The sequence below is a fragment of the Corynebacterium sp. LK2510 genome, assembly GCF_040946405.1.
Lineage (GTDB): Bacteria > Actinomycetota > Actinomycetes > Mycobacteriales > Mycobacteriaceae > Corynebacterium.
Genome location: NZ_JAYWLR010000007.1, coordinates 1 through 24,979 on the forward strand (window position 1 = coordinate 1; position 24,979 = coordinate 24,979).

Consider the following 24,979-nt stretch of genomic DNA (forward strand, 5'->3'; position numbering starts at 1 on the left):
GACGGGTGAGTTCGGTGCTGTTGCAAGTGCGGGTATGAATGAGTTCATTTTTGTAGGAACCGTTGGCATTTTCGGCTAAGGCATTGTCGTAGGAGTCACCGACCGTCCCAGTAGAGGCCGTGATTGCGTGCTCGGCTAGACGCTCGTTGTAGACAATGCTGACGTAGTGCGATCTGTGATCTGCATGGTGAACAAGGCCCGCTGTGTTCTTGGCACACACAATGGCTTGATTTAAGCGCCTGCAGCGGCAACGCCTCGGTACGCATCGAATCGGACAACGCCCACTCGACGATCCGACGGGAGTACACGTCAGTCACGAACGCTGTGTACACGAAGCCGCCCCGCGTGCGGACGTACGTCATGTCAGCGACCCATAGACGGTTGGGTCTACAGGCCTTGAATTCACGGTTAACGAGGTCAGCATCGCGCATCCGGGCCCGTAGGCTTACGGGTGGTGATGGGTGCACCACCTTTTGCCTTTCCGGACAGGTCTGCTAGGCGCATCAACCGGGCAGTCTGTTCGCGACCAATATCACTACCTTCACGTCGAAGCGCGTGCCACATTGTCTGCACGCCGTACACGCCGTCATTGCCAGCGTGAACCTCGCGAATGTGCTCCACGAGGGCAGCATCGCAAACGCGGCGAGTGCTCACGCCACGTGCTTTGTGTTGGCGGTACCCGCGCGAGGTGATAAATCCTGCCTCACGATGATTCCTTAACGTCTGGCAGATGAACTCGACTGTGAAACGATCCCGCTGTCTATCGATGAATTGGATCATCTCCGACGTTGTGGGTCGAGTTCTGACGCGAAAAAAGCCGATGCGGCCTTCAACAATTCATTGGTGTCACGTAGCTCCTGAACTTCGCGGCGTAGCCTGGCATTTTCAGCAGCCAGGTCGTCAGGCAGACGTTCGGGAACTCGTCCTTCGCGGCGAGCTGCCTGCGTCCATTGGCGGGCTGTGTGCCATGAGACGCCCAGTTTGGGTGCCACAATCTTGCACGCTTCCTGCGTGGAAACATTCTCCACCAGAATGGGGTCTTCTACGAGGCGGACAACGCGGTCCTTCGCATCCTGGTCAAAACTCCTCGGCATGCTCCAAACTTTCCCATCTACTCAAACGGAACAAAACCCGGGGCACTTCAAAGACCCGTTCGGGAGATAGTGTCGCACCCTGGTGGACTATGCTGGAGCGATGTTGCATGCGTTCATTGACGAGTCTGAGTACAAGGACAAGTACTTCATTCTCACCGCTCTGATAGTCGAAGATGAAAAGCTTCAGGCATTGGATAATGAGCTCGCGACACTAGTGTTCGACTACTTCCTCGAAACAGATGTCAAAGCTGATGCTGAATTGCATGGTTACGATCTCCTCCAGCAAAAGGGTGACTGGGAATCTGTACACATGAACATTGCAGCATCGATTTACAAAAAGGCTCTGGGCATCATCGATGAACACGGGGCAGCGCTTTACATCGAGGTCATTGACAGAGAAGCCCAACGAAGCCGCTACAAGTATCCGTACAATCACCGCAAGCTGGCAATTGGCTACATTTTGGAGAAAGTAAACAGTTACGCCTACCGTCGCGGAGAAACTGTCAAGGCTTATCTAGACGACCATTACACTGCTCCTGAAGGTCGAAAAGAGTTCATTGAATACAAAGCAACGGGAACCTTCGGCTACAAAAGCTCAAAACTCCTGAATATTGAAGAAATGGAGTTCTACGACTCCAGAACGCTGTATGGATTGCAAGCCTCAGACCTTTGTTGCTACATCTATCAACGGCATTTGTGCGCAGAAAAAGCACATCCACGTGCACAAAAGCTACAGGACAAACTCTGGTCGATCTTTGCAGATCTTCGAGCAAGAGGCTACACAAGAATCTGGCCTTAGAAGCACGAAAACCCCGCGAGGCGGGGTTTCGGCAATGTGGAGTTGCGAACGCTCGCAATCTCTACACCCACAATGTAGCGCGCGCGACTGTCTAGAGTCAACAGTTCGTGTCAATTGAGTTGATCCGGTGGTTTATCTAGATGCGGCCAAAATTGACTGAAATTATCGAGCTGTCTCCCGTAGAGTCTGATGCACTGTGGGGAGTGAAGGGGCTAAAGCTTGTTGAGATTTCCACCGGTATCTCCACTGGTTCTTCTGTTCGCCAGCCTCGAGAGCTTAACTGGATGAACAGAGAGCGGTAGCGCTTAGCAGATACGAGACCGAGGTGATGTGCCCGCATGATGAGTGCTGCGATTGAGACGGCATACTGGGCCTTGATTCTCGCATACCCTTCCAGGGTCAAATACTCGCTGAATATTTCCCGAGCATCTTTTTCCGGAACGAGAAAAGCGCCGGCGAACAAATTTGCTTCTGATTCACGCACCTTTTCGATGCCAGGTCGGATATACGTATGGAGGACTAGATGTCCGAGCTCGTGAGCCCGGGTGAATCGAACACGCCCACCGTCTTGTTTCTCGGTGGTGGCGATTAAGCCACGTCCTTCAGGATTGAATGCTGGACTAGACGCTCCATCGATCCTGGAAATATCAACGAAATTGTTGGTGATGGTGCAGACCCGGTGCCCTGCATTTTCGATGGCGTGAGTGACATTGAATACCGGACCTGAGGTAGGGATTCCTAATCGTCTTCTGGTTTCAGCTGCCGCAGATTCGATCAACGGCAGTGGAAGTGGTGCAGTTCGATCCGCTAGATCATCCTCGAGCAGCGGAACTACGGGGGAGCTGGAGGGTTCTGATAGAAGCGCATTCTCGGCTTCGTAGAAGGTTGAGGCAAATGCATTCTGTACTTTTGCTGGCACTTTGTAAGTGCGGAAATTGAGGGCGCCAGATCCGTAATGAGAAGGGGACGCTTCAAAGTAGGAGGAAGGAATCTTGAATGCAAAGACGGCCTTTTGGATGAGGTCGTGGTTCTCCGTGCGCCCATTCTCCGCCTCGGAGAGCGTCGATTGGGTGCATCCGAGACGTTGAGCGAATTCCTTTTGCGTCATGCCCATGGAATGGCGCAGATCCTTCAATCGCTGGCTATGAAAAATCCTCATCCTTCTCGACTTCTAGCTCATAGTTGTAAATAGCATTGGGGTCAAAAGAGGCCTTAGGGAGCATCTCAGATTGTCCTGGAAAAAGCTGAATTGCGAGGTCAGCTTCTCCCTTTCGAAGGTTTCCTTTTCGAGATTGCCTAATAGCCATGAGATTGAAGTTGTAGGAATCCACTGAACTAGGGTTTTCCCAGCTGATAAATGCCAAACTGGGCGACTGCAGCTCCAATTCGTATAGGGCAAGTTGTTGTTGGATCACAGGGTCTTGATCAAGTTGGGGGATAGGGCTATCAACCAAGCTCAGTTGTTTGAGTTTCGCTAGCCTGATTTCGAGACCAGTATCTTCCTCGCGGAGACAAACAGCTTGGTTTAAGTTGTGGGCACTCTCATCCAATGTGAATCCCTTGACTGGATTGTCATGCAGATAGTCGAAGGCGCCACTGCGAACGATATGGGATAACAATGCCTTCTTATTCGCTCGAAACGTTCCAAGGTTTGCCTTCCGCGCTTTCTTGATTCCCTGAGTGAGAGCGAACTGAACCGGCTCGGCAAGTTTGTTCATTGTTTCATGAAACTGTTCTGGTGAATGGCGCATAACGCGAGCTCCAATGTTTCAAATGGATAGAGAGTATCGCTACTGCCGATAATATAGCACACATTGAAACATGTTAACGTGGCAAATTAACCAATCACCTTGAACCGCGCCCGCCGACGCTCCGCCTCCGACTCCTCCCGCGACGCCACCTCGGCCGCCAGTCGCTCCCGCTCCTTCGCCATGAGTGCGTCCAGCTCTCCGGGTAGGGTGTCCAAACCTTCTTCCCAGAGGTGGCCGTAAACGTCCAAAGTCGTGGTGGCTGACGAGTGGCCGAGCATGAGTTGCACGGTCTTGACTTGACGTCCGCGCCAACAGCGATCGCGAGCGACGCGGCCGTGTGCCGTAGCTCGTAGGTATCCAGGTCGCCGATGCCGGTGTGGATCAAGATCGTGGCACAGATTTTGCGCCACCGGGCGGTGGTCCAGACGTGGCCGTGCTCGTCGGGTACGAGCCATGCGTCATCGTCTCGCCCGTCCGCAGCGGCCGCCCGCAGCTGTAGTACCTCGCCGCCGATGGGGACGTCTCGGTGTTTGTAGGTCTTGACGTCGCCGATGTGCCCGAGGTCATCGACGTCACGGCGAATCGCTAGGCGCCCGCGCGCGACGTCGAGGTCGCGCACTTTCAGTCCTTTGGCTTCGCCTGGGCGTAGCCCCGTCATGAGCAGCACCCGCAGCAGTAATTTGGCGGCGTCTGTTGGGGCGGCGTTGAGGATTGCGTCGATCTCCCAGACTTTGAGGTAGCGGCGCTCGGCTTTCGCCTGCCGGAGCACGTCACCCGACTTGAGCGGGTTGAAGTGCCCCGGGTTTTGTTCCTGGGCATTTGCCTTGATTTTCATTCTCTCGTGATTTGGGTTGCCAGTCCACAACTCTTCTTCTACTTCTGCCGGCGTACGGTAGCCGAGACTTTGGTGAAGCCTTGATTCGTTCCACCACGTGACCCACTCAAAGGTCGCGACTTCTACATCGACCACATCGATCCAAGTGCGGGTATGAATGAGTTCATTTTTGTAGGAACCGTTGGCATTTTCGGCTAAGGCATTGTCGTAGGAGTCACCGACCGTCCCAGTAGAGGCCGTGATTGCGTGCTCGGCTAGACGCTCGTTGTAGACAATGCTGACGTAGTGCGATCTGTGATCTGCATGGTGAACAAGGCCCGCTGTGTTCTTGGCACACACAATGGCTTGATTTAAGCGCCTGCAGCGGCAACGCCTCGGTACGCATCGAATCGGACAACGCCCACTCGACGATCCGACGGGAGTACACGTCAGTCACGAACGCTGTGTACACGAAGCCGCCCCGCGTGCGGACGTACGTCATGTCAGCGACCCATAGACGGTTGGGTCTACAGGCCTTGAATTCACGGTTAACGAGGTCAGCATCGCGCATCCGGGCCCGTAGGCTTACGGGTGGTGATGGGTGCACCACCTTTTGCCTTTCCGGACAGGTCTGCTAGGCGCATCAACCGGGCAGTCTGTTCGCGACCAATATCACTACCTTCACGTCGAAGCGCGTGCCACATTGTCTGCACGCCGTACACGCCGTCATTGCCAGCGTGAACCTCGCGAATGTGCTCCACGAGGGCAGCATCGCAAACGCGGCGAGTGCTCACGCCACGTGCTTTGTGTTGGCGGTACCCGCGCGAGGTGATAAATCCTGCCTCACGATGATTCCTTAACGTCTGGCAGATGAACTCGACTGTGAAACGATCCCGCTGTCTATCGATGAATTGGATCATCTCCGACGTTGTGGGTCGAGTTCTGACGCGAAAAAAGCCGATGCGGCCTTCAACAATTCATTGGTGTCACGTAGCTCCTGAACTTCGCGGCGTAGCCTGGCATTTTCAGCAGCCAGGTCGTCAGGCAGACGTTCGGGAACTCGTCCTTCGCGGCGAGCTGCCTGCGTCCATTGGCGGGCTGTGTGCCATGAGACGCCCAGTTTGGGTGCCACAATCTTGCACGCTTCCTGCGTGGAAACATTCTCCACCAGAATGGGGTCTTCTACGAGGCGGACAACGCGGTCCTTCGCATCCTGGTCAAAACTCCTCGGCATGCTCCAAACTTTCCCATCTACTCAAACGGAACAAAACCCGGGGCACTTCAAAGGGCTTGGCACCACTACTTAGATCGGCGGCCTCGAATCTGATAAGGTGGAGCTATCACGACCGGTTCCGCCCTTTGGGGTCCAGGGCCGGTCTTCATTTTTCTGCAGCGCTGGAGGAGGATACCGAGCATGGTCGAGCGCTTGCCCAAGGTCTTCAAGACCTACGACGAGCAGATCACTCTACTGCGGTCCCGTGGCATGCGCATCGACGACGCGGAGTATGCGCGAGCTGTCCTTGAACAGGTCAACTCCTACCGCCTGTCGGGCTATTGGTATTCGCTGCGGCGCATGTCTGAGAACTCGCCTGGCAGAAGCGACGACTTCGTTGATGGGACAACGTTTGAACACGTCACCGCGCTCTACAACTTCGATGAACGCCTGCGTTCACAGCTATTTCAGGTTGTGAGCACGATCGAGTTGGCCTTGCGTGCGATGCTCGGATACGAGCTGGGCCGAGTCGACCCGCATATCCATCTACGCCCTGACCTTCTTGGACCCTTGGCTCGTGCACCGCAGTCTGCGGATGAGCCTTCAGCTGATTACAACCGGTGGCTGAGTCGATACCGCAAGGAACTGAGCGCTTCGCGTGAAGACTTCGTTGCTCACCACAAAGAGACATACGGTGGCCGCCTGCCCATTTGGGCGGCTGTCGAGGTCATGGATTTCGGAGCCCTCAACTACCTGTATCGTCTTTCGCCGGAAAACGTACGTCAGGACATCGCGGCTCGTACAAATCTCACGCCTGCACAACTGGGCTCGTGGATTAAGTCGCTGAATATCGTACGCAACTACTCCGCGCACCACGCACGGATGTTCCACCGTGTCTACGTGCTACAACCCCGACTTCCACGTTTAGGGAAGGACCCAGATTTGGATGCGGTACGAGGCGTGATGAATCGCTGCTTCGGGCAACTCACGCTGATTCAGTATCTGATCACAGTCCTTGATCTGCGTGGACGACATATCCTTCCCGAGGTTGTAGCTACCTACCCCACAACCGTGGCACCTGTCCCTATCAGTCATATTGGTGCACCACACGATTGGCACGAGCTCTCACTGTGGCGCACCAGCTAGTCCTTCACATAGAAATCGCACGCATACCCATCCGCCGATAACGGCAGCCCCTCAGCCCAGTCGGGTGTAATGGCCGTGAGCGCACAGATCTCGTTCACAGTGGCGGTGGTGGTTTCGACGACGACCTCGTCGTGGACGTGCATCACGATCCTGGGCCCAGCGTCCGCTACTTGGCGCATACCGTAGGTGAGGAGGTCGCAGGCGACGGCCTGCACTGATGCCCTCGTGAGTGATGGACGTGCCACCGAACTTGTTCTCATCCGGTCGTGGCTTCACATAAGCGAGCCAGCGCCCCACCCCGAGATCAACCGCGCGCTCAGCGCTGTAAACCCAGGTGGGAAAACTCGGGGCAATTCATTAGACTTTCCCGTCATGACACTCGATGCCACTGGGCTGCCCGAGGCGACTGTGACAACCGACGCTGATCGGGTTCCTTCGCTTCTCGACGCCACCTGCGAGGACTACGTCTACGACCTAGCGGAAATCTCGCCGACGCTGGCTACTAAGATCGGCGTTGAGGGCTACGACCATGAGCTGCAGGACTTCGGCCCGGAATACTGGGACCGCGTTGCTGACCGCCTGCGCGACATGGTTGCCGACATCGACGCTCTCAACGACTGCACGGACGAGTCCGACGATGAGGACGACTTCGACAACACCGACCACCTCACCGCCGCGATCCTGCGCGAGCGTCTCACGCTCGAGCTTGACCTGCACCACCAGGGCGAGTTCCTGCGCATGCTCAACAACATCGACTCCCCGGTGCAGCACATCCGCGATGCCTTCGCAATGATGCCGAAGGTGACTCCCGCAGACCTGGACAACGTTGAGTCGCGCCTCAACCAGGTGCGTAACTCCCTGCACGGCTACCGCGAGTCTCTTGCCGAAGCCGCAGCCCAGGGCAACGTAGCTACCCACCGCCAGATCGACGCCGTGATCAACCAGTGCGAGGCCTTCGCCGAGGACGAGTCCTTCCTCGAGCGCCTCGGCTTTCCGCCCGAGCACCCCGCCGTGGTCGAGGCCAAGGACGCTTTCGAGGAGATGGCGGACTGGCTATCTACCGAGTTGTCCGTGCAGGCGGACCACGAGGACGGTGTGGGCCGCGAGCGCTACGAGCTGTTTTCGCAGTACTTCCTGGGAACGAAAATCGACGTCGACGAGGCGTACGATGCGGTCCTGCATGATCTTGAGGAGACCGTCGAGAAGCAGCGCGAGATCGCGCACGAGCTTTTCGGCTCGGACTGCACGGTGCAGGCTGCTTATCGACGCCTCAACGAAGACGAGCGCTACACCCTCCACGGCATCGATGAACTGCGCGAATGGGTGCAGGAAACCACCGGCGCGGCGATGGACGTCTTCGCGCGCGACTACTTCACCCTCCCGGACCCGGTGCGCACGCTCGCCTTCGACGTCGATAAGGGCGGCTCGGGTGGGGTTTACTACACCCCGCCGAGCGACGACTTCCTGCGCCCGGGAACGATCTGGTGGTCCGTGCCGGAAGGCCGCGACACCTTTCACACCTGGCAGGAGACGGCGCACGTCTTTCACGAAGGCGTGCCCGGCCACCACATCCAGCACGCCACGGCGCTGACCCAGCGCTCCGAGCTCAACCTGTGGCGCCGCGCCGTGAACTGGAACGCCGCGCACAGCGAGGGCTGGGCGCTCTACGCTGAGCACCTCATGACGGAAGCTGGCTTCTTCGACGACCCGGCGCTGCGCCTCGGACTGCTCAGCACCCGCCGCCTGCGCCTCGCGCGCGTCGCCGTCGACCTCGGCGTGCACTTGCAGAAGAAGACCCCGGACAAGTCCGGGCCGTGGGATGCCCAGTACGCCAAGTCCTTCCTGCGTGACAACGCCGCTATGTCCGAGTCAGGCATCGCGTTCGACCTTGACCGCTACATGGGCTGGCCTGGCCAAGCACCCGCCTACACCGTGGGCTACCGCGCGTGGATGCAGCTGCGCTACAACGCCACGGCGGCGGGCATGGACTTACGAGAGTTCCACGACAGGGCGCTGCGTCTCGGCTCCATGCCGATGGGGCTTTTGGCACAGGAGTTGCTGCCGAACTAGCGGCTACCTCCTGCGCAGCAGCTGGGGGAGGAACCCGGCGATAAGCAGCACCGCGATTAGTCGGATCAACTGCAGGGCGATCACGGCCGGGCCCGCGCCACCCTCGGCTGACAGCGCCAGGACTGTCTCTAACGCGCCCGGGCTGGTGGCGAGGTAGCCCTCGAAGAAGCTGATGCCCAGCCAGACTGAGACGACCCAGCCCATCGCGGCGCAGGCCGCCATCACCACCACGATGTAGGTCACCGTCACCGGCAGCTCGCGGGCGAACAGCTTTAAGGCGGGCACGGACAGCCCGCCGCCGCACGCCCAGCCGACGGCGAGGAATGCGAGGATTGCCAGTGGTTGTGGCATCACGAGCGGTACGTCAAGAAAAGCACCGACAGCGACCGCCACTAACAGCGGGCCGAACACGCTGGGCACCGGGATGTGCACCAGGCGCGCAAGCGGGCCCGCGCCCGCCGCGATGGCGAGCACTAATAGCCACATCCACCACTGCGCCGCCGGGCGCTCTACCCCGGTGGCACTGGGCGCAACGAGGAACGACGCCGCGATCGGGAGGGTGAGCGACACCGCGAGCAGCCGCAGGTACTGAGTCAGCGCCACGAAACGAATATCCGCGCCGAGGTCGGCGGCGATGGCGGGCATGATCGAAGCACCACCGGCAAGCATGGACAACACCCCGGTCTCCCGGCTCAGCCCGCTGTGGCGGGCGAGCACGAAACCGCCGGCGACCCCCACGCCCGTGGTCACGGCCGCGGCCACGATGCCCGGGACGATGTAGCCAGCCAGCTGGCTCGGCGGCACCCCGTCGAGTGGGAGGGCGGCAAGCACTCCGATAATGCCGCGCGACAGGGCGTAAAAGCGGGTGTCGATGTGCAGTTCCCGAGCCGAGCCCAGCGCCATCGCGCCACTGGCCACAATCGCGCCAAGGATCCACGCTGCGGGGACGTTCACAGCACTAAAAAGCCAGCCCAACGCCACGGACAGAGGGGCGACGATGAGCCAGCGATACATGCTTGATTACCTTACCGGCGGTGTAAAATCCGCCTCATGGCTAAACAGGTGGGCCCACGGTGACCATGGGGGTTGTCGTCGCCGCCGCGTTCGCCGCCGGCTGGGTCGACGCCGTCGTCGGCGGGGGCGGGCTCGTGCTCATCCCCGTCATGCTGGCTTCGACAGGTTTAAGTCCCGCGGGCGCGTTGGCCACCAACAAGGCCACCGCGATCGCTGGCACGGCCTCGGCCGCGATCACGATGGTGCGCCGGGTTGGGGTACCGCGCCACACGTGGGCCTACGCCGTCATCGCAGGGGTGCTGGCCGCCTGCGGTGCGCTGGCAGTATCGATCGTCCCGGCGGAGATCGTCCGTCCGTTGATTATCGTGCTGCTGCTGGCGGTGGGCGTGTTTGTGGCGCTGCGCCCGTCGTTCGGCACGGAGGCCGGCGCGCCCACGGTTACCCCGCGCCGCGTCGCGCTCGGTGGGCTACTTGTCGCTGCGATCGGCTTCTACGACGGGGTCTTCGGCCCCGGTACCGGCATGTTCATCATCATGGGGCTGACCTCCATCTTCTCCCAGGCGTTTTTGCGCTCGGCCGCGATGGCGAAAGTGATCAACGTCGCCACGAATATCGGCGCGCTGGCGGTGTTCATCGCCGGAGGCTTCGTGGTGTGGAAGCTCGTCATCGTTCTCGCGGTGGCCAACGTTCTCGGCGCGCAGCTGGGCGCGCGCACGGCACTCAAGGGCGGATCCACCTTGGTGCGCTGGGCGTTGCTTGTTCTCGTGGTCGTTCTCTGCGCCCGTCTCGGGTGGCAGGAAATGCATAACTCTCTTAGTTGATAAAAGTTTTCACTAGTTTTATGCAATAGTGTTGGCATGACCGATCAGGGACCACCCATTCACAGACGGCCAAACCGCCGCAAGGCAACGGAGGAGAAGATCTACCGCTCCGTTCTCGCTCTCGCGCGGGAGTATGGGTTTAATGCAGTGACCATCGATGCCGTCGTCGCGCACTCGGGGGTTGCGAAGACCACGATCTACCGGCGCTACGACGACCGCAGGGAGATGCTTGCCGACGCCCTCGACAACGTCGTCATCAACATCCCGACGGAATACCCCACGACCTTTGAAGAATTCGAGGCGTTCCTCGCGCAGCTGCAGGATCACCTCGAAAACGAAGTCGGCATCCGACTTATCGGCGCGCTTCTGGCCAGCCACGAAGAATACGTAGAGGAGTGGGGCGACCGCCTCGTCGAGGAGGTACTCGACGGGCTCGAGGTGTACGTCAACGAGGGCATCGAGCGCGGCTTGTTTTCCGAGGATGTCGACGCCCGCATCATCGTGGCGATGGTGGTGGGAAGCATCCTCGTGCGCGCCGCCTTCGAGTACGGCGACCCGAAAACGCACGTGCACAAGCTGGCCACACAGGTCTGGCCGATGCTGCGGGTCGGCGTGGCGGAGGACAGAGATTAAGTCAGGGTGAGGGTGCCGTCGATAAGCTTGGCGAGCGCATACGCAGCGGCGATGAGCACGACGGTGAGCACGACCCACTCGAAGCGGTTGAATGCGCGCTCCCGGTTAGCGCGGCGCGTGAGCACGTAGGGGACGATGCCGGGCACAACCACGAGCGCACCGAGGAGCACGTAGACCGGATCGGCGGCGTAAATGAGCCACAACGAGTAGATAAACCCGATCGCACCGACGAGCACATGGCCACGGGTGTCGCGCGCGGAGATCATCAGGTACAGCGCCGAGAAGATGTAGGGCAGCAGGTACATGATTGTGGCCAGCTGGACCATGGCGTTGTAGGATGCCTCGGACGCGAAGAAGATGAGCACGAACAGCTGGATCACCGCAGTCGAAACCAGTTGAGCGCACCACGGCGAACCGGCAGCATTCGTCGCTGCCAGCTGGCGTGGCAAGAGGCGGTCGTTGGCCATTAGCACCAGCGGCTCGGCGCACAGCATCTGCCAGGAAACATAGGCGCCGAGCACCGACAGGCACAGGCCCAGCGAGATCAACGCCCCGCCCCACGGGCCGACGACGGCCTCGAGGACGGCGCCCATGGAGTTTTCGGGAAGCGCCGCCAGCTCCTCGCGGGTAAGCACACCGTAGGACAGCGTCGACACCGCGACCAGCAGAGCGAGCACCGAGAGGAACCCGACGATGGTGGCGCGGCCGACGTCGCGGCGCGCCTGCGCCTGCTTCGAGTACACGGATGCGCCCTCTATACCGATGAACACCCACACCGTAAACAGCATGATGCCCTGGAGCTGCTGGCTCAGCGGGATGCCGGAACCCTTGCCCCAGAAATCGAGGGTGAACGTGTCCCAGGAGAAGCCGAGGAAGGCAACGAGCACGATGAAGCTGACGATGGGCACGAGCTTCGCGACGGTGGTGACCAGGTTCATCACCGCCGCTTGCTTGATGCCGCGGGAGAGCACGAAGAAGATGGCCCACGTCAGGATCGACACGGCGACCGCCAGGACCCACTGGTTGTGCAGCACCGGAACGTAATGACCCAGGGTGCGGAAGAACAAGGTGGCGTAGCCGACCTGCGCCATGACCGAGCCGAGCCAGTAGCCCAGGCCGGAGGTGAAACCGATGAAATCGCCCAGGCCCGCGCGGACGTAGGAGTACACGCCTGAGTCCAGGTGTGGCTCGCGCCGGGCGAGGATCTGGAAGACGAACGCGATCGACAGCATGCCCACGCCCGCGATCGCCCAGCCGATAAGCATCGCTCCCGGGCTGGCCACCGACGCGATGTTCTGCGGCAGCGCAAAGATGCCGGAACCGATGGTCGATCCGATGATGAGGGAGACCAGCGTCCACATAGTCACCGTGTGCGCCTTATGCGCGGTCGTCATGGAGCACAAGAATACTTGGGGTGGCCCTATTTAATAAATGGGACGCGGTCCGGTTAACTGCTGGAGGGCAAAACCTCGAGCGTGAAGACGGTGAAGGAAGGTTGTCCTGGCTCATAGCGTTGACGCCCGAGCGAGTGGAATGGATCAGCTCCATAGTGGGCAGGGGTGCCGGGGATGTCCCGGTGATTAATGAGGAAGCTGAGCCGCAGTGGAATCTATCGTCCTACCTGTTGCTTTCGAGTTCGTGGCGTGGATCATTCCCGTTTAATTGGGATTTCCAAGCGAAGAGGGCCTTGACCAGAGTGGTTCCCGGCCAAGGCCCTGAATGGGCGGAGCGCTTAGTCCTTGCTATTGCGTCTTGACGTGAGGCTCCAGTAGATGCACATTGCTCCGATTACGGCGACAGTTCCAGCAGCCGCCAAAACCGTAACCTCGCCCGTGCCCCGAGAGATTGCCAAGAGCACGCTCAGCAGCGAGAGCACGATAGCGATGACGCCAGCACCAAACCCTACGCGTTCTGAAACATTCATTTTCAACACCTCCGAGCTGGGATCAGTAGTGCTTAGTTGAGCGGGCCGCAGTTAACCTTGCAAGCAGCGATCTGTTGCTATGGCAGTTCCAATATAGGTCGCGGCTGCCCCTCCGATAACCAAGCTACCGCCCGGCTGCTTTGTGACCGAGCCGTTTGCGACACTGGCAGTGAAGCCATTTTCGTCCAGGTGATCGAACGTCAGTTCCGCCACCCCAGATTCTTCTCAGCTGTAACCTTTTCCATCAATCGAGCTCCACGCAGCAGGCTGTATGAGGTCGGGTTGCGTCCCTCCATCGCTCACATTTTCCTCTTCGTGCGCGCAGTCGCCGGCGCCGTCCACGGATCCTCAGGCCACGGGTGCTTGGGGTAGCGCCCGCGCATTTCCTTGCGCACGTCCTGGTACGGCCCGTCCCAGAAGCTGCGCAGGTCGTCGGTGACGGCGAGCTCGCGCCCGGCGGGCGAGAGAAGGTGGAACAGTACCCGCACGCCGCTGACTCGCGGGCTTGCCGCCAGTCCAAAACATTCCTGCAGCTTGACGCGCACAATCGGCCTGCCTGTCGCGTAAGAGATGCGCGGGTGGGAGCCGCTGGGAACCTCGAGCCGGGCGGGTGCGAGCTCGTCGAGGCGCGCGGCCTCGGGCCAGGGCAGTTGTCGCATCAGTGCGGCACGCATGTCGAGCTTGCTTATCGACGCCCCCTCCGCCAACCGCGCAACCTCCACCGAGTAGTCACCCTCGGAAACGTCCGGCCAGGGTGTGCCGACGTTAGCGTGCAGGAAGTCTAGGCGCTCCTTGAGCTCGCGTGCGGTGTCGTCGAGCTGGAAATCGGCAAAACCAATGCCCGTGAGCGCCTCGGCCGCGGCGGCTGGGTCGAGGCGTACCGGTGTCGAGGTCAGCTCGATGGCGCCGACGGCTGTGACTTTTCGGCCGCGGACTTTGCCGTCGACAAGCGATGCCCGATCCTCGCTGGTGACGAGCTCGGTAGGGAAATCGATCGGGGCTGCCGCGCGGATGACCGCGCCGCCGCGGGTGAGCTGGACCTCGGAGGCGGCGATCCAGTCAGGGGTACTCATCGGTACGGCGAGGCGGGCGCGCGTGCCGCTGGCGAGCAAATACTCCTCGCCGGTGCGCTTGGCCACCCACTGTGGGTAGGCAGCCTTGATGACCTCGCCGGCGGGCACGGGCGGCGTCTGAGAGACGAGCTTTGCCAGCCGGGCGACCTGGTTATTCGGCGGGCGGGCGCGGCTGAGATCACCGCTGAGTCCCTCTGCGAGTGCGGCGACGGTGGGCGCAGCACCGGAACCGTGCGCGAGCAGGGCAGCGCCCAAGCGCGGGTCGAGAGGCATGCGGGCGAGCTGCTCACCGAGCGCGGTGATGGCGCCGTCACCGTCAAGCGCGTTGAGGAGGCGCAGGGTCGCGTGGGCGTCGTCAAGCGCTGGACCCGACGGCGGGGTAATGAGCGGCAGGTCGGGCGAGCCCCACGCCGCCATGGTCAGCGCGGCACCCGTTAGGTCGGAGGTGACGATCTCCGGGGTGATATCGGCTGGGAAGTGCTGGTAATCGGACGGGGAGTACGCGCGTACGACCTCGCCGGGGCCGAGGCGGGCGGCGCGGCCGGCGCGCTGATCCGCGCTCGTCTTCGCCGTCGAGACAGTCACCAGCCCGGTCATGCCGCGGGCGGCGTCGCGGCGCGGGACGCGGGACAGGCCGGCGTCGACGACCCTACGTACCCCGGGCACCGTCAGGGAGGACTCCGCGATCGACGTCGACACGACAACCCGGGCATCACCGTTGAGTGCCTCGTCCTGCTCCGCGCTGGTGAGTCGGCCGTGCAGAGGGGCGGCGCCCGGCAGGTGCCCGCAGACCATGTCGACCTCCCGCGCGCCGGGCACGAAGACCAGGGTTCTGCGGTCGCTTCTTCCGGCCAGATCGGCGACGTGGCGGTAGAACTCGCGCGTGCCCTCGGTGCGGCCCGGGTGGGGCGCGTAGCTGATGTCTATCGGGTGAGTCACGGCTTCGGTGCTGAGCACCCGCGCACCCATATGTGTCGCGAAAGCCTGGGCGTCGAGGGTCGCGGACATGGCGACGAGGTAGAGGTCGTCGCGAAGCACGGCTAGCTCCATGCACATCGCGAGCACGAGGTCGGTGTCGAGCTGGCGCTCATGGACCTCATCGATGATCACCGCACCCACGCCGGTGAGCTCCGGGTCCTTCAAAAGACGGTTGAGCAGCACGCCCGGGGTGACGAATTCGACAAGTGCGCCGGGGGAGTGCTCGCCGCGGATGGAGTAGCCGACCCGGTGGGTGTCAGGGTGTGTGTCTAGGTGCTGTAGGCGCCGCGCGGCCGCACGCACCGCCACTCGGCGCGGCGCTGTGACCAGCGTTTTACCCTTGATGTTGCTGATCGCCGGCGGGATGAGCGTCGTCTTTCCTGTGCCGGGCGGGGCCTCGACGACCAGGGGCCCTTCCGCCGGGAGATCACCGATCACGGCGGCGACGGGCAAGTTCTTGCCGATGGCGTCGAGGTCGAAGGGCGCGTGGGACATGACTGCAAGGGTAGCGCCCGCAGGTACAGCGGCGTGGAAAGGTCGCAACAACTCCGAAACAACTCTCAACAACTCAAAACAATTCGCTGAGCTGCAGAAACGGGGATCTGACCTACCGTTTTCCCGACATAGTTGTTGCAGAGTTGTTTAGAGCATTGTTTTCGGGCACCAAAAACAACTTCCTGGGGAAATGTATGATTGCAGCATGGATTCCCACCCTGAAAGTGTCATTACGCCGCCGCTACCGGCTGATGTTGCGGACGCGCTCCACGCAATTTGGCAGGGCGCTACGGCGGATTCAGTCGAATCGGAGACGCTGGAGATCAAAGAGGATCCCGCTCATCTCAACCATGGAGAGGGCATTGGTGGAAATGCCCAGGCAAAGCTTGTGGAAAAGCTCATCGACGAAGCTATCTGTCTGGCAAACGGAGACTCCGCGATGGGCCACATTGTTGTCGGTATCAGCGATAAGACCGGTGGCCCGAGCGGATTTACCGGAACTGATCTCGATACAGACTTTATTGAGCGAAAAATCTTCGGCGGTACACGGCCGAACCTGCGCGTTGAGGCATCTGATGTCAATTACAGGGGAATACGTCTGTTGGTGATCCGTATCCCGGAAGCTCTCAGTCTTTATACGCGAACACTTGGTCAGGCGCGAAAGAGAAGAGGTTCGGAATGTATTCCACTTAGCGAGGAAGAGAGAAGGGCAATCGCGCAGGAGCGTGCGAACCCGGATTACTCGAATGGCGCGTCAACTTCTTCGGTTGATGACATTGAGATTGCCGTGATTGGCGAAACGCGTCGCCTACTTAAAACTAAGCGAAATCTCGTAGACGGTTCGGACTATGTCCCGAGCACAACGGTGGGGCTCCTTCGCGAGTTAGGTCTTCTCTCCAGGGACGAGACAACACTTAAGCGTGCAGCAGACATTCTTCTGCTTCCAGTTGATCGCCCAGAAGTGATGGTGCGGCACCTATGGCGCCCAATGGTCGGGGCAGACCCGCAAGTTACCGAGATTCTTGATCCTCTTATCGTGGCTTTGCCCCGCTTACGCCGACTCATCGAGGAGCGCGCATCGCAGGAGATTGAACGTATCCAGTTCTCGGATGGCCAGGAGGAAGCGATTCCTCGTTTCCCCGCTCAGGCGATTGATGAAGCGGTAACAAACGCATTTATTCACCGAGATTGGCAGCTCAGCAGGCCGGTAGTGGTCGATCAGTCTCCCAGTACTCTGAAAATCTGGTCGCCGGGGCCGTTGCCCCCCGGGGTGGATAAAGACCACTTGCTGACAACTCAGTCGGTTCCGCGAAACAGCCGTCTCATGGCGGCGATGCGAGGACTGGGACTCGCGGAAGAGTCGTCCCGAGGTTTCGATCGCATGTGGTCGGCAATGATCAGTTCAGGCCGCGAAATCCCGGTTGTGCGCACAGAAGACTCATTCGTGGAGGTAGTTCTCTCCGCGGGTACGCCTGACACTGAGTTCGTCACCATGCTGCACGAGCTTTCAAAGTCATCCTCGAGTTATGTCCTCGAGAGCGTTGATACGTTGATCGTGCTTAAGCATCTCTGGGATGCGCCACGAGTCACGAGCGCACAGGTTGAAAAGCTGACCCAAACGTCATCAGTAGAAACCGCAGAATTGATGGTTGCGCTCCAGGAGGCCGGAGTCGTGGAACGACTTCCGAACTCGAGCGAGTGGGTTCTAGGGCCCGCAGTTGATGCTCGTGCTGGGAAATCTCGAAGTGGCAGCGACGCGGTGTTGCCAGCAAAAGAGGTGCTTCGGAGGAAGTTTGCTAGCGGCGAGTCGGTTTACGCAGCTGAGGCAGCAGAAGTTCTTGGCATCAGCCGCTCTGAAGTCACCGCGATATTGCGAAGTCTGCGTAATGATGGCGTAGCGCAGATTGATCCGGAAGGGCCGCAGCGAGGACCCCGGACCAGGTGGATAAAGCTGGGGGAGAAAAACTAGTAGGCCATCAACTTCGAAACAACTTCAAACAACTACGCATCAACTCGCTGAGCTGCGAAAACGGCGCGTTTCGTCGCACCTTTCCGGCAATAGTTGTTGAAGAGTTGTTTCAGAGTTGTTGAGCCGGCCATTTTTTGGCCTCGAAAACAACTTCCTGGGGGAAACGGGGGATATTCGCTGACCCCCGACTGCCCAGGTACCCTCGGCAAGCATGAGGAATTACTCGAAGGACAAGGAACCGAAGGACGCCGCGATGGCGCTCCGCACCTTCGCATGAGGCGGCTGTTCGCGGCGATCATGCTTCCCCACGCAACACGGGAGCACTTGGTCACAGCCCTGCGCCCGTTGCGGGATCGTGAGCTGCGGTGGACAGAGCCGGATAACTGGCACCTCACGCTGGCGTTCTACGGCAGGCAGCCGAACGACGCCGTTGCCGTCACCGAGGCACTCGCCCACGCCACGGCGTTTGCTCGCCCGCTCTCGCTGCACCTCAGCGGTGCTGGCTGCTTCGACCGCCGGACCCTCTGGGTCGGCGTCGGCGGTGACACGCAGCCGCTGCGCGAGCTCATGGCGGATTGCCTGCTGGACCCGGAGGAGCGCCACCGCCAGCGCGCGCACCTCACCGTGGCGCGCGGGCGTGACGGCTGGCTGCTCGCAGACCACGCCCACGCGTTGAGCGTCTACCGCGGTCCGGAGTTCCTTGCCGACGAGGTCGCGTTGGTGGAGTCGCACCTCGGCGAGGGTCGCGGCGGCGGGCCGCGCTACGAGGTCGTCGACACGTTCCTTCTGCGCTAGTCAGTAACGCGCGGCTGGCGCATGGCCGCCCACGCCGCGATCACGGCGGCGATGAGGACGACGACGGGACCGCCCCAGCGACCTTCGGCCAGGATGTAGGACGCGACGACGACGGCTACCACGGCGGCCGCGATCACGGCCATGTTCACATCTTTCTTCATGCGCCCAAGGATAGCCTGTTGGCATGCTTTTCGACGCCACAGATCTACCGCGCCCGCCGCACAGGATCGCCGAGGGCGTTGTCCACCTGCCCGCCTTCCTCACCCCTGAAACTCAGGCAGAGCTGGTGGCGCAGGCGCGCGCCATCGCAAAGTCGGTAGCGGGCACCCCTGTGGCGATGCGCCGGCCCATGGTCGGGCAGCACCAGATGAAGGCGTACCTGATGTCGCTGGGCTGGTTTTGGGCCACCAACCCGTACCGCCTGGTGCGTGAGATCGACGGCGTGCAGGTCCCGCCCGTCCCGGAGAACTACCAGGGCATTGCCGACAGCGTCATCGCTGCCGCCCGCCAGCTCGAGCCCGGCATCGCGGACGTCACCGTCGAGACCGCCCTGGTGAACTTCTACCCGCCTGGGGCCGGGATGGGCGAACACGTCGACGGGGAAGAACAGGCCGACAATCCCGTGGTCAGCTTGTCCATCGGCGAGGAGACCACCTTCCGTATCGCGGGGCACAAGGTCGTGCTCATGTCCGGAGACGCCCTCGTCTTCGGCGGCCCCGCGCGCCGGGCAAAGCACGCGGTCGCCCCGCCACGTGCGGGCACCGGGCCCGACCACACGGGCCTAAAAGACGGGCGCATCAACATCACCATGCGGCAGGTGCACCCCCAGTAGAATGTCCGAGCATGAACAAGATCGCAGTGGTGACAGGCGGGTCGGCAGGAATCGGGGCGGCCACCGCGCGGGCGCTCGCGGCGGACGGGTGGACCGTCTACGTCGCCGCGCGGCGGCTGGAGCGCTGCGAGGAGATCGCGCGTGAGATCGGCGGGGTTGCGGTTGAGGTGGACGTGACGGACCAGGGGAGCGTCGACAAGCTTGCGGCGAAACTCGACCGCGTCGACCTGCTGGTCAACAACGCCGGCGGGGCGAAAAACCTGGACTTTCTTCGCGACGCACGCGAAGAGGACTGGGAGTGGATGTACAAAACCAACGTCTTCGGCACCGTGCGCATGACCAAGGCCCTGTACCCGCAGCTCAAGGCGGCGCAGGGGCTCGTGATCAACATCGGCTCGGTGGCGGGCACGGATGCGTACAAGGGCGGGTCCGGCTACAACGCCGCAAAGTACGGGCTGCGCGGACTGACCCGCGCGCTGCGCCGCGAGGAAGCAGACAACCTCATCCGCGTTACGGAGATCGACCCGGGACGAGTCAAGACCGATTTTGCGCTCAACCGCTTCTCCGGCGACACCGCGCGTGCCGATGCCGTGTACGACGGCAACGTCAACCTCACCGCCGAGGACATCGCTGAGACGGTGCGCTGGGTGGCCAGCCTCCCGGCGCACGTCAACATCGACACCCTCAGCATCATGCCGGTGGACCAGGCAGAACGCTAGGATGCTCGCACTCATCGGGGTGTGGCTGGCCGCGCTTGCCAGCCCCGGCCCGGACCTGTTCCAGATCATCCGCCTCGGCGCGAAGTCCCGCGCGGTCGGCGTAGCCTGCGCGGCAGGCATCATGATCGGCAACGCCCTGTGGATCACCGCTTCGCTGGCGGGCCTGGGCGCACTGGTTCAAGCCGTGCCCGATGTGCTGTCCGTGCTCCAGGTCGTCGGTGGCGCCTACCTGCTGTGGATGGGCATCGGCGCGATCCGCACCTCCGCCGGCGGCACGGTGCCGAAGGCGCGCCGGGAGGTCAGCGCCTCGCGCGCGCTGCGCATTGGCTGTGCCACCAACCTGTCCAACCCGAAGGCCGTGTTGTTCTTCGGCGCCGTGTTCGCCCAGTTCGTCCAGCCCGGTGCCGGGTGGGGATGGATGCTCTCGGTTGCGGCGACACTGATCTTCATCGGCGTGGTGTGGTTCGTCGGCTTTGCGCTCGCGGTGCAATCGTTGGCGAAACCCATCGAGAGGTACGGGCACATCATCGACGCCGTCACGGGCCTCGTCTTTATTGGGCTCGCGGTGTGGATGCTGTGGGAGGGTGCAACGGGGTTGTTCGATTAGGCCCGCGCCCGGTTAGGCCCGCGGTTACAGCGACCGCTTCACCACGGCCGGGACACCGGCCACAAGTGATCCGGCCGGCACATCGCGCGTGATTACCGCCCCGGCAGCGACGACACAGCGATCGCCCACCGTCACGCCGGGCATGACCATCGAACCTGCACCGAACCAGCAATCGTCGCCGATAGTGATCGGGTGGGCGATTTCCCAGCCCTCGGCGCGCATGGCGTGGTCGTCGACCGGATGGCCGACGGTGATGAGCTGGCAGCCGGGGCCGAATAGGCAGCGCGCCCCGATGGTTACTGGAGCGATGTCAAGAATCGTGCAGTTGAAGTTCATGAAGCAGCCCTCGCCGAAGCGCGTGTTCACACCGAACTCGAGGTGGAGCGGCGCCCACACGTCCGGTGTAGACACGCTACCGGGAAACATCTGGGACAACAGCTCCCGTGCGCGCCCGGGGTCCGTGTTGGACAACGCGTTAAACTCCCGTACAAGCTCCCAGGTGGCGCGGTGCCGGGCGTCGGCCTGCGGATCGCCGGACGGCAGATACCATTCTCCGGTGGGGTACATGGTGCTCACGCTACCTGCCGCGGCAGGGTCGCGGCCCAAGCCCGCTAAGCTTGTGCCCCATGGACGTCGACATCACGGGTGACTCGATCAAGCTCGGACAATTCCTCAAACTGGCCAACCTCGCCGAGAGCGGGGGCCAGGCCAAGGAGCTCATCGCCAGCGGCGAGGTGACGGTCAACGGCGAGGTGGTCACCTCCCGCGGCTACACGCTTCGCGACGCCGACACGATCACCGTCGCCGGAACCACGGCCACCGTGGCGGCTGACGCAGACGGCGACGACTACTTCGACGAGCGCACCGCCAACGACGACTTCGACCCCGAGAAGTGGAGGAACCTCTAAATGCCGGCATTCGAGGCGATGGAGGGCATGCCGTACTGGCAGGACCTGGCCACCAGCGACACCCAAAAGTCCACCTACTTCTACTCCAAGCTGCTCGGCTGGGACATCTCCGCCGACGCCTACCGGATCGCGCGTACCTCGGGCCTTCCGGTCGCGGGGTTCATTCCGCAGCTTGACGACGCCACCATGACCGACGCCTGGGTCATCTATTTCTTCACGCGCGACCTAGGGCGCGACCTCGGTGGCGTCGAGAAGCTTGGCGGCACTGTCTTGGCCCGCGCTGAGGTGTCGCTGGGCGAGATGTCGCTGTGCGCCGACCCCGCGGGTGCCGTGTTCGGCCTGATCCAGCCGGCGGGCGAGGATCAGTTCGTCGCCGCCGGCGAGCCCGGAACCCCGGTGTGGCACGAGTACGTGGGCGTGGACAAGGCAAAGGAATGCATCGACTTCTACGCCGAGCTGTTCGACTGGGAGGTCAGCGTCACCGACGGGTACTACACCGCGCTGCGCGAGGGCGCGCCCTTCCTCGGCATGCGCGACGAGTCCGGCCGGGAGGAGCTCGAGGGCATGGCCGGATTCTGGGAGCTCTACATGGGCGTGGCCGACGCGCGCGCCGCGGCCCAGACTGCTGCTGAGCTGGGCGGTGAGGTGCTCGTCGCCCCCGAGCAGCACCCGTTCGGTGTTTTGTCCGTGATCGGGGACTCCACCGGTGCGACGCTGACCGTGTGTACGGTAGACGCTCCGGTGGCCGATGACCTCAGCGAAGCCGAGTCGATCCTCGACCTCTAGCTGCACCTTTCTCGCTACCTCCTCTCGCTAGCTCCAGCCACTGAAACGGATGGCCCCATCGGCGAGAGACGTGACAAAAACATACCAAAATTGGTATGTTTTTGTCTCGGAAGAGGAAGGTGGTGGCACTGCAGATGACGTATCGAGAAATCCTGCGCGATTTCGCTGGGTATGAGAATTCGATCTTTACCCTCGACGACGCAGACGAACTTGGCGTACCAGCTGTAGAGGTTCACAAAATGGCCCGCAGAGGTGTGGTTAAGCGTGTAGGTGTGGGCGTATATCGCCACCTAGATTTACCCACGACGCTTTACACGGAGTTTGCCGTAGCCGTACGATCTGTTGGCGCAAATGCATATCTAGCGGGCGAGTCTGTCCTGCACATGCACGATCTAGCTTTCGTGAATCCCCGAGGGATCACCGTAGGTACCCCGGATCGACTTCGGAGAAAGGTACCGCCTCAAGTGACAGTGATGGAACGCCGCGCTGTCGAAGCTGAGGATCTGACTACATATTGGGGCGTCCCGTCAGAGACGGTCTCTAAGGCACTAACCGACGGAATCAACTATCTAATGGAGGATAGGGTGATCGACGCTGCAGATACTGCGCAGAAGATCGGGCTGATAACACCCAACGAGTTCGATCGTATCGTCCGCCAGGTTCAGGAGAAGAAAAAGTCTCTGGCCGTCTAGGGGGGGAAGTGGAACCAAGTGTCTTCTGGAAGCGACAGGCTGGCAGAACTCAGAGCGTTAGGGGAAAACGGCTTTCCCCGTACAACCAAAGAGCTGGAAAGCCGTTTGGAGGAGATTGCGGGCAAGCTCAACATCAGCATCAAAAGGACGCGCTGGTTGGTGGGAGCGCTCGTGGTTTCCCAAATGCTTCCCCCAGACACCCTGGTAAAAGGCGGTTTCGGGATCACCTTACGGGTAGGAGATGCAGCAAGTAGAACGACTGAGGATCTCGATGTTGCAACACGGGATCCAGAAGCGTTGTTCGATGCGCTCAATCAACGCTTGAGACAAGGCTTGGGGGTCATTCCGGCCAGAAAGCCAGGCAAAAGAGATCGAATCGCGTTTTCAGGGGAAGCAAAACGCAAAACGAAAAGGATCCCTGAGGGCGTTATCCCTGCCTACGCGATGCAGCCTTACCCCGTGAAGCTCACCTATGACTCAAAGGGGCTGAGCACAATTGAACTCGAGGTAGGGCATAACGAGATCGACGCACTTGAGAGCTTCGATGAAGTTCCACTTCCCGAGGATTTAGAGGCGGTACTCAATGCAATGGGTATCTCGGATATCAAACCAGTACGGCTCCTAAGTATCGAACAACAAGTTGCGCAGAAGGTTCACGCACTCGCATTTGATCACAATGATCGTGCCCACGATCTAGTTGATCTACAGGTTCTTTGGGAACAAGAGGACATCGATCTTCAAAGGACACTGTCCCGTTGCGAGCGAGCTTTCCGATACCGCCAAAATGGTGATTGGCCTCCCCCATCAGATTTCAGCCATCTGACGGATGGCGGATATAAAGCTGCACTCAAGGAAACTGACCTTGCTGATCAGTTGCAACCTAACTTGATCCTGGCAAAAGAATGGCTAAAAGACATCATTTCTAGAATCTCTGCCGCATAAGGAGTATTGATCACCTAGTCACGCCTTTACCGGAGGACTTCCCTAGTTCGCTCACACCGTTCACAGCCTCCCGAGGGAATGCATCTAAAGTGTGATCTGTGCACGTGAAGAAACTGCTGATTGCGCTGGGGATCTGCGCTATGCTCCCCGTGTCACAAGCGCACGCCTACGAGGTGAACCGCTCCTTCGACCAGGACCGCACGGGGATCGCCGTTTACCATCCCGACGGCCGGTGGTCGGGCACCTCTGACGCCCTCGAGCCGCGCCCCGCGTTGTCCCTGGCCAAGATCTACCTCGCCTACTACGTGCTCTACAACGGCTCGGCGGAGGAAAGGGGCCTGGTCAGGGACATGATCCGCCACTCCAGCGACGACAAAGCCCAGCAGCTCGACAACGCCTACCCGGAAGCGATCGGGCAGATCGCCGATGACTTCAACCTCAACGACACCTCCCGCAACGGCGCCTGGGGCAGGACCACGACCTCGCCGTATGACATGAGCCGGTTTATTGCCTCCATCTTGTGGGACCCCAAGGCCCGCCCGCTTTTCGACGCCATGGAGGACGTCGCCGACACCGCCGCCGACGGCTTCCGCCAGGAGTTCGGCACAGCGAAGCTTGACCGCGTCACCGGTTTTAAAACCGGCTGGTCGGACGACCAGATCAGCGCCACCGGCAGCGTCGCCTACGGCAAAATCGGCGACGAGGTGTGGGTTGCCACTGCTTTGACCAACGGCGACGCTTTCGACAACACTGCCGACGCGATCCGGGGAATCGACCAGATCGAAGAAGAGCGCGTGCGCCCGAGCCGGGTGGCTGCTCTCAAGGCGTGGAAGCGCGGCGACCCGATCCCGTTCCCGCTTAAGCGCAACGACAGGTAAGGTTCCTGCCGCAATCGCGCTGCTTC

At 61.0% G+C, this 24,979-nt stretch carries 29 protein-coding genes and 3 pseudogenes; 15 read left to right on the forward strand and 17 right to left on the reverse strand.

Annotated elements, in window-relative coordinates:
- The 4 genes and pseudogenes from VVR41_RS05320 to VVR41_RS05335 form a co-directional block, all read right to left on the reverse strand.
- Nucleotides 1-220, reverse strand: a pseudogene (locus tag VVR41_RS05320) (hypothetical protein); the annotation flags it as partial.
- A gap of 43 nt (nucleotides 221-263) precedes the next feature.
- A pseudogene (locus VVR41_RS05325) lies at nucleotides 264-431 on the reverse strand (DDE-type integrase/transposase/recombinase); the annotation flags it as partial.
- Nucleotides 418-780 carry an IS3 family transposase gene (locus VVR41_RS05330; protein ID WP_368523897.1) on the reverse strand — a complete coding sequence of 121 codons (363 nt, stop codon included), beginning with the start codon at nucleotides 778-780 and terminating at the stop codon, nucleotides 418-420. The gene VVR41_RS05330 and the pseudogene VVR41_RS05325, both read right to left, overlap by 14 nt.
- Nucleotides 777-1,094: a transposase gene (locus VVR41_RS05335; protein ID WP_368523898.1), complete on the reverse strand. Its 318-nt coding sequence runs from the start codon at nucleotides 1,092-1,094 to the stop codon at nucleotides 777-779. The genes VVR41_RS05330 and VVR41_RS05335 overlap by 4 nt, the downstream gene beginning before the upstream one ends.
- Before the next feature lie 82 nt (nucleotides 1,095-1,176).
- On the opposite strand from VVR41_RS05335, the gene VVR41_RS05340 reads away from it, so the two are divergent.
- Nucleotides 1,177-1,893 carry a DUF3800 domain-containing protein gene (locus VVR41_RS05340; protein WP_368523899.1) on the forward strand — a complete coding sequence of 239 codons (717 nt, stop codon included), beginning with the start codon at nucleotides 1,177-1,179 and terminating at the stop codon, nucleotides 1,891-1,893.
- 136 nt (nucleotides 1,894-2,029) lie between these two features.
- On the opposite strand, the gene VVR41_RS05345 is transcribed toward VVR41_RS05340, so the two are convergent.
- From VVR41_RS05345 to VVR41_RS05375, 7 genes and pseudogenes are all read right to left on the reverse strand, one after another.
- Nucleotides 2,030-3,052, reverse strand: coding sequence for an XRE family transcriptional regulator (locus tag VVR41_RS05345; protein WP_368523900.1), 1,023 nt, complete (start codon nucleotides 3,050-3,052; stop codon nucleotides 2,030-2,032).
- Nucleotides 3,036-3,611 carry a hypothetical protein gene (locus VVR41_RS05350; protein WP_368523901.1) on the reverse strand — a complete coding sequence of 192 codons (576 nt, stop codon included), beginning with the start codon at nucleotides 3,609-3,611 and terminating at the stop codon, nucleotides 3,036-3,038. The genes VVR41_RS05345 and VVR41_RS05350 overlap by 17 nt, the downstream gene beginning before the upstream one ends.
- A 127-nt stretch (nucleotides 3,612-3,738) precedes the next feature.
- A complete protein-coding gene (locus VVR41_RS05355) occupies nucleotides 3,739-4,479 on the reverse strand; it encodes a tyrosine-type recombinase/integrase (protein ID WP_368523968.1) in 741 nt (246 codons plus the stop codon).
- A gap of 51 nt (nucleotides 4,480-4,530) precedes the next feature.
- Nucleotides 4,531-4,755, reverse strand: a pseudogene (locus tag VVR41_RS05360) (integrase core domain-containing protein); the annotation flags it as partial.
- Nucleotides 4,694-5,029, reverse strand: coding sequence for a DDE-type integrase/transposase/recombinase (locus VVR41_RS05365; protein ID WP_368523902.1), 336 nt, complete (start codon nucleotides 5,027-5,029; stop codon nucleotides 4,694-4,696). The pseudogene VVR41_RS05360 and the gene VVR41_RS05365, both read right to left, overlap by 62 nt.
- Nucleotides 5,016-5,378 carry an IS3 family transposase gene (locus VVR41_RS05370; protein ID WP_368523897.1) on the reverse strand — a complete coding sequence of 121 codons (363 nt, stop codon included), beginning with the start codon at nucleotides 5,376-5,378 and terminating at the stop codon, nucleotides 5,016-5,018. The genes VVR41_RS05365 and VVR41_RS05370 overlap by 14 nt, the downstream gene beginning before the upstream one ends.
- The gene (locus VVR41_RS05375; protein WP_368523898.1) at nucleotides 5,375-5,692 is read right to left on the reverse strand and encodes a transposase; all 318 of its coding nucleotides are present in this window, start codon (nucleotides 5,690-5,692) and stop codon (nucleotides 5,375-5,377) included. The genes VVR41_RS05370 and VVR41_RS05375 overlap by 4 nt, the downstream gene beginning before the upstream one ends.
- Before the next feature lie 180 nt (nucleotides 5,693-5,872).
- On the opposite strand from VVR41_RS05375, the gene VVR41_RS05380 reads away from it, so the two are divergent.
- Entirely contained in the window at nucleotides 5,873-6,817 is a 945-nt protein-coding gene (locus tag VVR41_RS05380) for an Abi family protein (protein WP_368523903.1), read from the forward strand.
- Here the strand turns inward: VVR41_RS05380 and VVR41_RS05385 are convergent.
- On the reverse strand, nucleotides 6,814-7,062 hold the full coding sequence (locus tag VVR41_RS05385; protein ID WP_368523904.1) for a hypothetical protein: 249 nt from the start codon (nucleotides 7,060-7,062) through the stop codon (nucleotides 6,814-6,816). The two genes, VVR41_RS05380 and VVR41_RS05385, sit on opposite strands and share 4 nt — an antisense overlap.
- A gap of 127 nt (nucleotides 7,063-7,189) precedes the next feature.
- On the opposite strand from VVR41_RS05385, the gene VVR41_RS05390 reads away from it, so the two are divergent.
- Nucleotides 7,190-8,887, forward strand: a complete 1,698-nt coding sequence (locus VVR41_RS05390; RefSeq protein ID WP_321101473.1) for a DUF885 domain-containing protein — start codon at nucleotides 7,190-7,192, stop codon at nucleotides 8,885-8,887.
- Nucleotides 8,888-8,890: 3 nt separating this feature from the next.
- Here the strand turns inward: VVR41_RS05390 and VVR41_RS05395 are convergent, their stop codons facing one another.
- The gene (locus VVR41_RS05395) at nucleotides 8,891-9,901 is read right to left on the reverse strand and encodes an AbrB family transcriptional regulator (protein ID WP_368523905.1); all 1,011 of its coding nucleotides are present in this window, start codon (nucleotides 9,899-9,901) and stop codon (nucleotides 8,891-8,893) included.
- Nucleotides 9,902-9,966: 65 nt separating this feature from the next.
- Between VVR41_RS05395 and VVR41_RS05400 the strand changes: the two genes are divergently transcribed.
- On the forward strand, nucleotides 9,967-10,722 hold the full coding sequence (locus VVR41_RS05400) for a TSUP family transporter (RefSeq protein WP_368523906.1): 756 nt from the start codon (nucleotides 9,967-9,969) through the stop codon (nucleotides 10,720-10,722).
- Nucleotides 10,723-10,758: 36 nt separating this feature from the next.
- Nucleotides 10,759-11,355, forward strand: a complete 597-nt coding sequence (locus VVR41_RS05405) for a TetR/AcrR family transcriptional regulator (protein ID WP_368523907.1) — start codon at nucleotides 10,759-10,761, stop codon at nucleotides 11,353-11,355.
- On the opposite strand, the gene VVR41_RS05410 is transcribed toward VVR41_RS05405, so the two are convergent.
- Nucleotides 11,352-12,749 (reverse strand): amino acid permease, encoded by a 1,398-nt coding sequence (locus VVR41_RS05410; RefSeq protein WP_368523908.1) that lies wholly within the window; start codon nucleotides 12,747-12,749, stop codon nucleotides 11,352-11,354. The genes VVR41_RS05405 and VVR41_RS05410 overlap by 4 nt on opposite strands.
- Before the next feature lie 829 nt (nucleotides 12,750-13,578).
- Nucleotides 13,579-15,825, reverse strand: a complete 2,247-nt coding sequence (locus VVR41_RS05415; protein WP_368523909.1) for an ATP-dependent RNA helicase — start codon at nucleotides 15,823-15,825, stop codon at nucleotides 13,579-13,581.
- Nucleotides 15,826-16,030: 205 nt separating this feature from the next.
- Between VVR41_RS05415 and VVR41_RS05420 the strand changes: the two genes are divergently transcribed.
- Complete coding sequence (locus tag VVR41_RS05420) at nucleotides 16,031-17,794, forward strand: RNA-binding domain-containing protein (RefSeq protein ID WP_368523910.1); 1,764 nt, start codon at nucleotides 16,031-16,033, stop codon at nucleotides 17,792-17,794.
- Nucleotides 17,795-18,067: 273 nt separating this feature from the next.
- Nucleotides 18,068-18,589 carry an RNA 2',3'-cyclic phosphodiesterase gene (gene thpR / locus VVR41_RS05425; protein ID WP_368523911.1) on the forward strand — a complete coding sequence of 174 codons (522 nt, stop codon included), beginning with the start codon at nucleotides 18,068-18,070 and terminating at the stop codon, nucleotides 18,587-18,589.
- Here thpR and VVR41_RS05430 read toward each other — a convergent pair.
- Nucleotides 18,586-18,750, reverse strand: a complete 165-nt coding sequence (locus VVR41_RS05430) for a hypothetical protein (RefSeq protein ID WP_321100942.1) — start codon at nucleotides 18,748-18,750, stop codon at nucleotides 18,586-18,588. The two genes, thpR and VVR41_RS05430, sit on opposite strands and share 4 nt — an antisense overlap.
- A gap of 23 nt (nucleotides 18,751-18,773) precedes the next feature.
- Here VVR41_RS05430 and VVR41_RS05435 point away from each other — a divergent pair, with 23 nt between their 5' ends.
- From VVR41_RS05435 to VVR41_RS05445, 3 genes are read left to right on the forward strand one after another with little or no spacing between them, the layout of a single operon-like run.
- The gene (locus tag VVR41_RS05435) at nucleotides 18,774-19,421 is read left to right on the forward strand and encodes an alpha-ketoglutarate-dependent dioxygenase AlkB (protein ID WP_368523912.1); all 648 of its coding nucleotides are present in this window, start codon (nucleotides 18,774-18,776) and stop codon (nucleotides 19,419-19,421) included.
- An 11-nt stretch (nucleotides 19,422-19,432) separates the two neighbouring features.
- Complete coding sequence (locus VVR41_RS05440) at nucleotides 19,433-20,140, forward strand: SDR family NAD(P)-dependent oxidoreductase (protein ID WP_321100939.1); 708 nt, start codon at nucleotides 19,433-19,435, stop codon at nucleotides 20,138-20,140.
- Between the two features lies 1 nt (nucleotide 20,141).
- Entirely contained in the window at nucleotides 20,142-20,747 is a 606-nt protein-coding gene (locus tag VVR41_RS05445) for a LysE family translocator (protein WP_368523913.1), read from the forward strand.
- 24 nt (nucleotides 20,748-20,771) lie between these two features.
- Here the strand turns inward: VVR41_RS05445 and VVR41_RS05450 are convergent, their stop codons facing one another.
- Nucleotides 20,772-21,314 (reverse strand): sugar O-acetyltransferase, encoded by a 543-nt coding sequence (locus VVR41_RS05450; protein ID WP_368523914.1) that lies wholly within the window; start codon nucleotides 21,312-21,314, stop codon nucleotides 20,772-20,774.
- A 59-nt stretch (nucleotides 21,315-21,373) separates the two neighbouring features.
- Between VVR41_RS05450 and VVR41_RS05455 the strand changes: the two genes are divergently transcribed.
- The 5 genes from VVR41_RS05455 (at nucleotide 21,374) to VVR41_RS05475 (ending at nucleotide 24,953) form a co-directional block, all read left to right on the forward strand.
- On the forward strand, nucleotides 21,374-21,655 hold the full coding sequence (locus VVR41_RS05455; RefSeq protein WP_368523915.1) for an RNA-binding S4 domain-containing protein: 282 nt from the start codon (nucleotides 21,374-21,376) through the stop codon (nucleotides 21,653-21,655).
- Nucleotides 21,656-22,441 (forward strand): VOC family protein, encoded by a 786-nt coding sequence (locus tag VVR41_RS05460; protein ID WP_368523916.1) that lies wholly within the window; start codon nucleotides 21,656-21,658, stop codon nucleotides 22,439-22,441.
- A 122-nt stretch (nucleotides 22,442-22,563) separates the two neighbouring features.
- A complete protein-coding gene (locus tag VVR41_RS05465; protein WP_368523917.1) occupies nucleotides 22,564-23,133 on the forward strand; it encodes a type IV toxin-antitoxin system AbiEi family antitoxin domain-containing protein in 570 nt (189 codons plus the stop codon).
- Between the two features lie 18 nt (nucleotides 23,134-23,151).
- Complete coding sequence (locus VVR41_RS05470; RefSeq protein WP_368523918.1) at nucleotides 23,152-24,075, forward strand: nucleotidyl transferase AbiEii/AbiGii toxin family protein; 924 nt, start codon at nucleotides 23,152-23,154, stop codon at nucleotides 24,073-24,075.
- A gap of 98 nt (nucleotides 24,076-24,173) precedes the next feature.
- Nucleotides 24,174-24,953, forward strand: a complete 780-nt coding sequence (locus VVR41_RS05475) for a hypothetical protein (protein WP_368523919.1) — start codon at nucleotides 24,174-24,176, stop codon at nucleotides 24,951-24,953.
- Nucleotides 24,954-24,979 lie beyond the last annotated feature (26 nt).

Coding starts and splice junctions, on each gene's coding strand:
- VVR41_RS05330 (WP_368523897.1), bottom strand. CDS start 780: ATGATCCAATTCATCGATAGACAGCGGGATCGTTTCACAGTCGAGTTC.
- VVR41_RS05335 (WP_368523898.1), bottom strand. CDS start 1,094: ATGCCGAGGAGTTTTGACCAGGATGCGAAGGACCGCGTTGTCCGCCTC.
- VVR41_RS05345 (WP_368523900.1), bottom strand. CDS start 3,052: ATGAGGATTTTTCATAGCCAGCGATTGAAGGATCTGCGCCATTCCATG.
- VVR41_RS05350 (WP_368523901.1), bottom strand. CDS start 3,611: ATGAACAAACTTGCCGAGCCGGTTCAGTTCGCTCTCACTCAGGGAATC.
- VVR41_RS05355 (WP_368523968.1), bottom strand. CDS start 4,479: ATGAAAATCAAGGCAAATGCCCAGGAACAAAACCCGGGGCACTTCAAC.
- VVR41_RS05365 (WP_368523902.1), bottom strand. CDS start 5,029: ATGCGCGATGCTGACCTCGTTAACCGTGAATTCAAGGCCTGTAGACCC.
- VVR41_RS05370 (WP_368523897.1), bottom strand. CDS start 5,378: ATGATCCAATTCATCGATAGACAGCGGGATCGTTTCACAGTCGAGTTC.
- VVR41_RS05375 (WP_368523898.1), bottom strand. CDS start 5,692: ATGCCGAGGAGTTTTGACCAGGATGCGAAGGACCGCGTTGTCCGCCTC.
- VVR41_RS05380 (WP_368523903.1), top strand. CDS start 5,873: ATGGTCGAGCGCTTGCCCAAGGTCTTCAAGACCTACGACGAGCAGATC.
- VVR41_RS05390 (WP_321101473.1), top strand. CDS start 7,190: ATGACACTCGATGCCACTGGGCTGCCCGAGGCGACTGTGACAACCGAC.
- VVR41_RS05395 (WP_368523905.1), bottom strand. CDS start 9,901: ATGTATCGCTGGCTCATCGTCGCCCCTCTGTCCGTGGCGTTGGGCTGG.
- VVR41_RS05400 (WP_368523906.1), top strand. CDS start 9,967: ATGGGGGTTGTCGTCGCCGCCGCGTTCGCCGCCGGCTGGGTCGACGCC.
- VVR41_RS05405 (WP_368523907.1), top strand. CDS start 10,759: ATGACCGATCAGGGACCACCCATTCACAGACGGCCAAACCGCCGCAAG.
- VVR41_RS05410 (WP_368523908.1), bottom strand. CDS start 12,749: ATGACGACCGCGCATAAGGCGCACACGGTGACTATGTGGACGCTGGTC.
- VVR41_RS05415 (WP_368523909.1), bottom strand. CDS start 15,825: ATGTCCCACGCGCCCTTCGACCTCGACGCCATCGGCAAGAACTTGCCC.
- VVR41_RS05420 (WP_368523910.1), top strand. CDS start 16,031: ATGGATTCCCACCCTGAAAGTGTCATTACGCCGCCGCTACCGGCTGAT.
- thpR (WP_368523911.1), top strand. CDS start 18,068: ATGAGGCGGCTGTTCGCGGCGATCATGCTTCCCCACGCAACACGGGAG.
- VVR41_RS05430 (WP_321100942.1), bottom strand. CDS start 18,750: ATGAAGAAAGATGTGAACATGGCCGTGATCGCGGCCGCCGTGGTAGCC.
- VVR41_RS05435 (WP_368523912.1), top strand. CDS start 18,774: ATGCTTTTCGACGCCACAGATCTACCGCGCCCGCCGCACAGGATCGCC.
- VVR41_RS05440 (WP_321100939.1), top strand. CDS start 19,433: ATGAACAAGATCGCAGTGGTGACAGGCGGGTCGGCAGGAATCGGGGCG.
- VVR41_RS05445 (WP_368523913.1), top strand. CDS start 20,142: ATGCTCGCACTCATCGGGGTGTGGCTGGCCGCGCTTGCCAGCCCCGGC.
- VVR41_RS05450 (WP_368523914.1), bottom strand. CDS start 21,314: ATGTACCCCACCGGAGAATGGTATCTGCCGTCCGGCGATCCGCAGGCC.
- VVR41_RS05455 (WP_368523915.1), top strand. CDS start 21,374: ATGGACGTCGACATCACGGGTGACTCGATCAAGCTCGGACAATTCCTC.
- VVR41_RS05460 (WP_368523916.1), top strand. CDS start 21,656: ATGCCGGCATTCGAGGCGATGGAGGGCATGCCGTACTGGCAGGACCTG.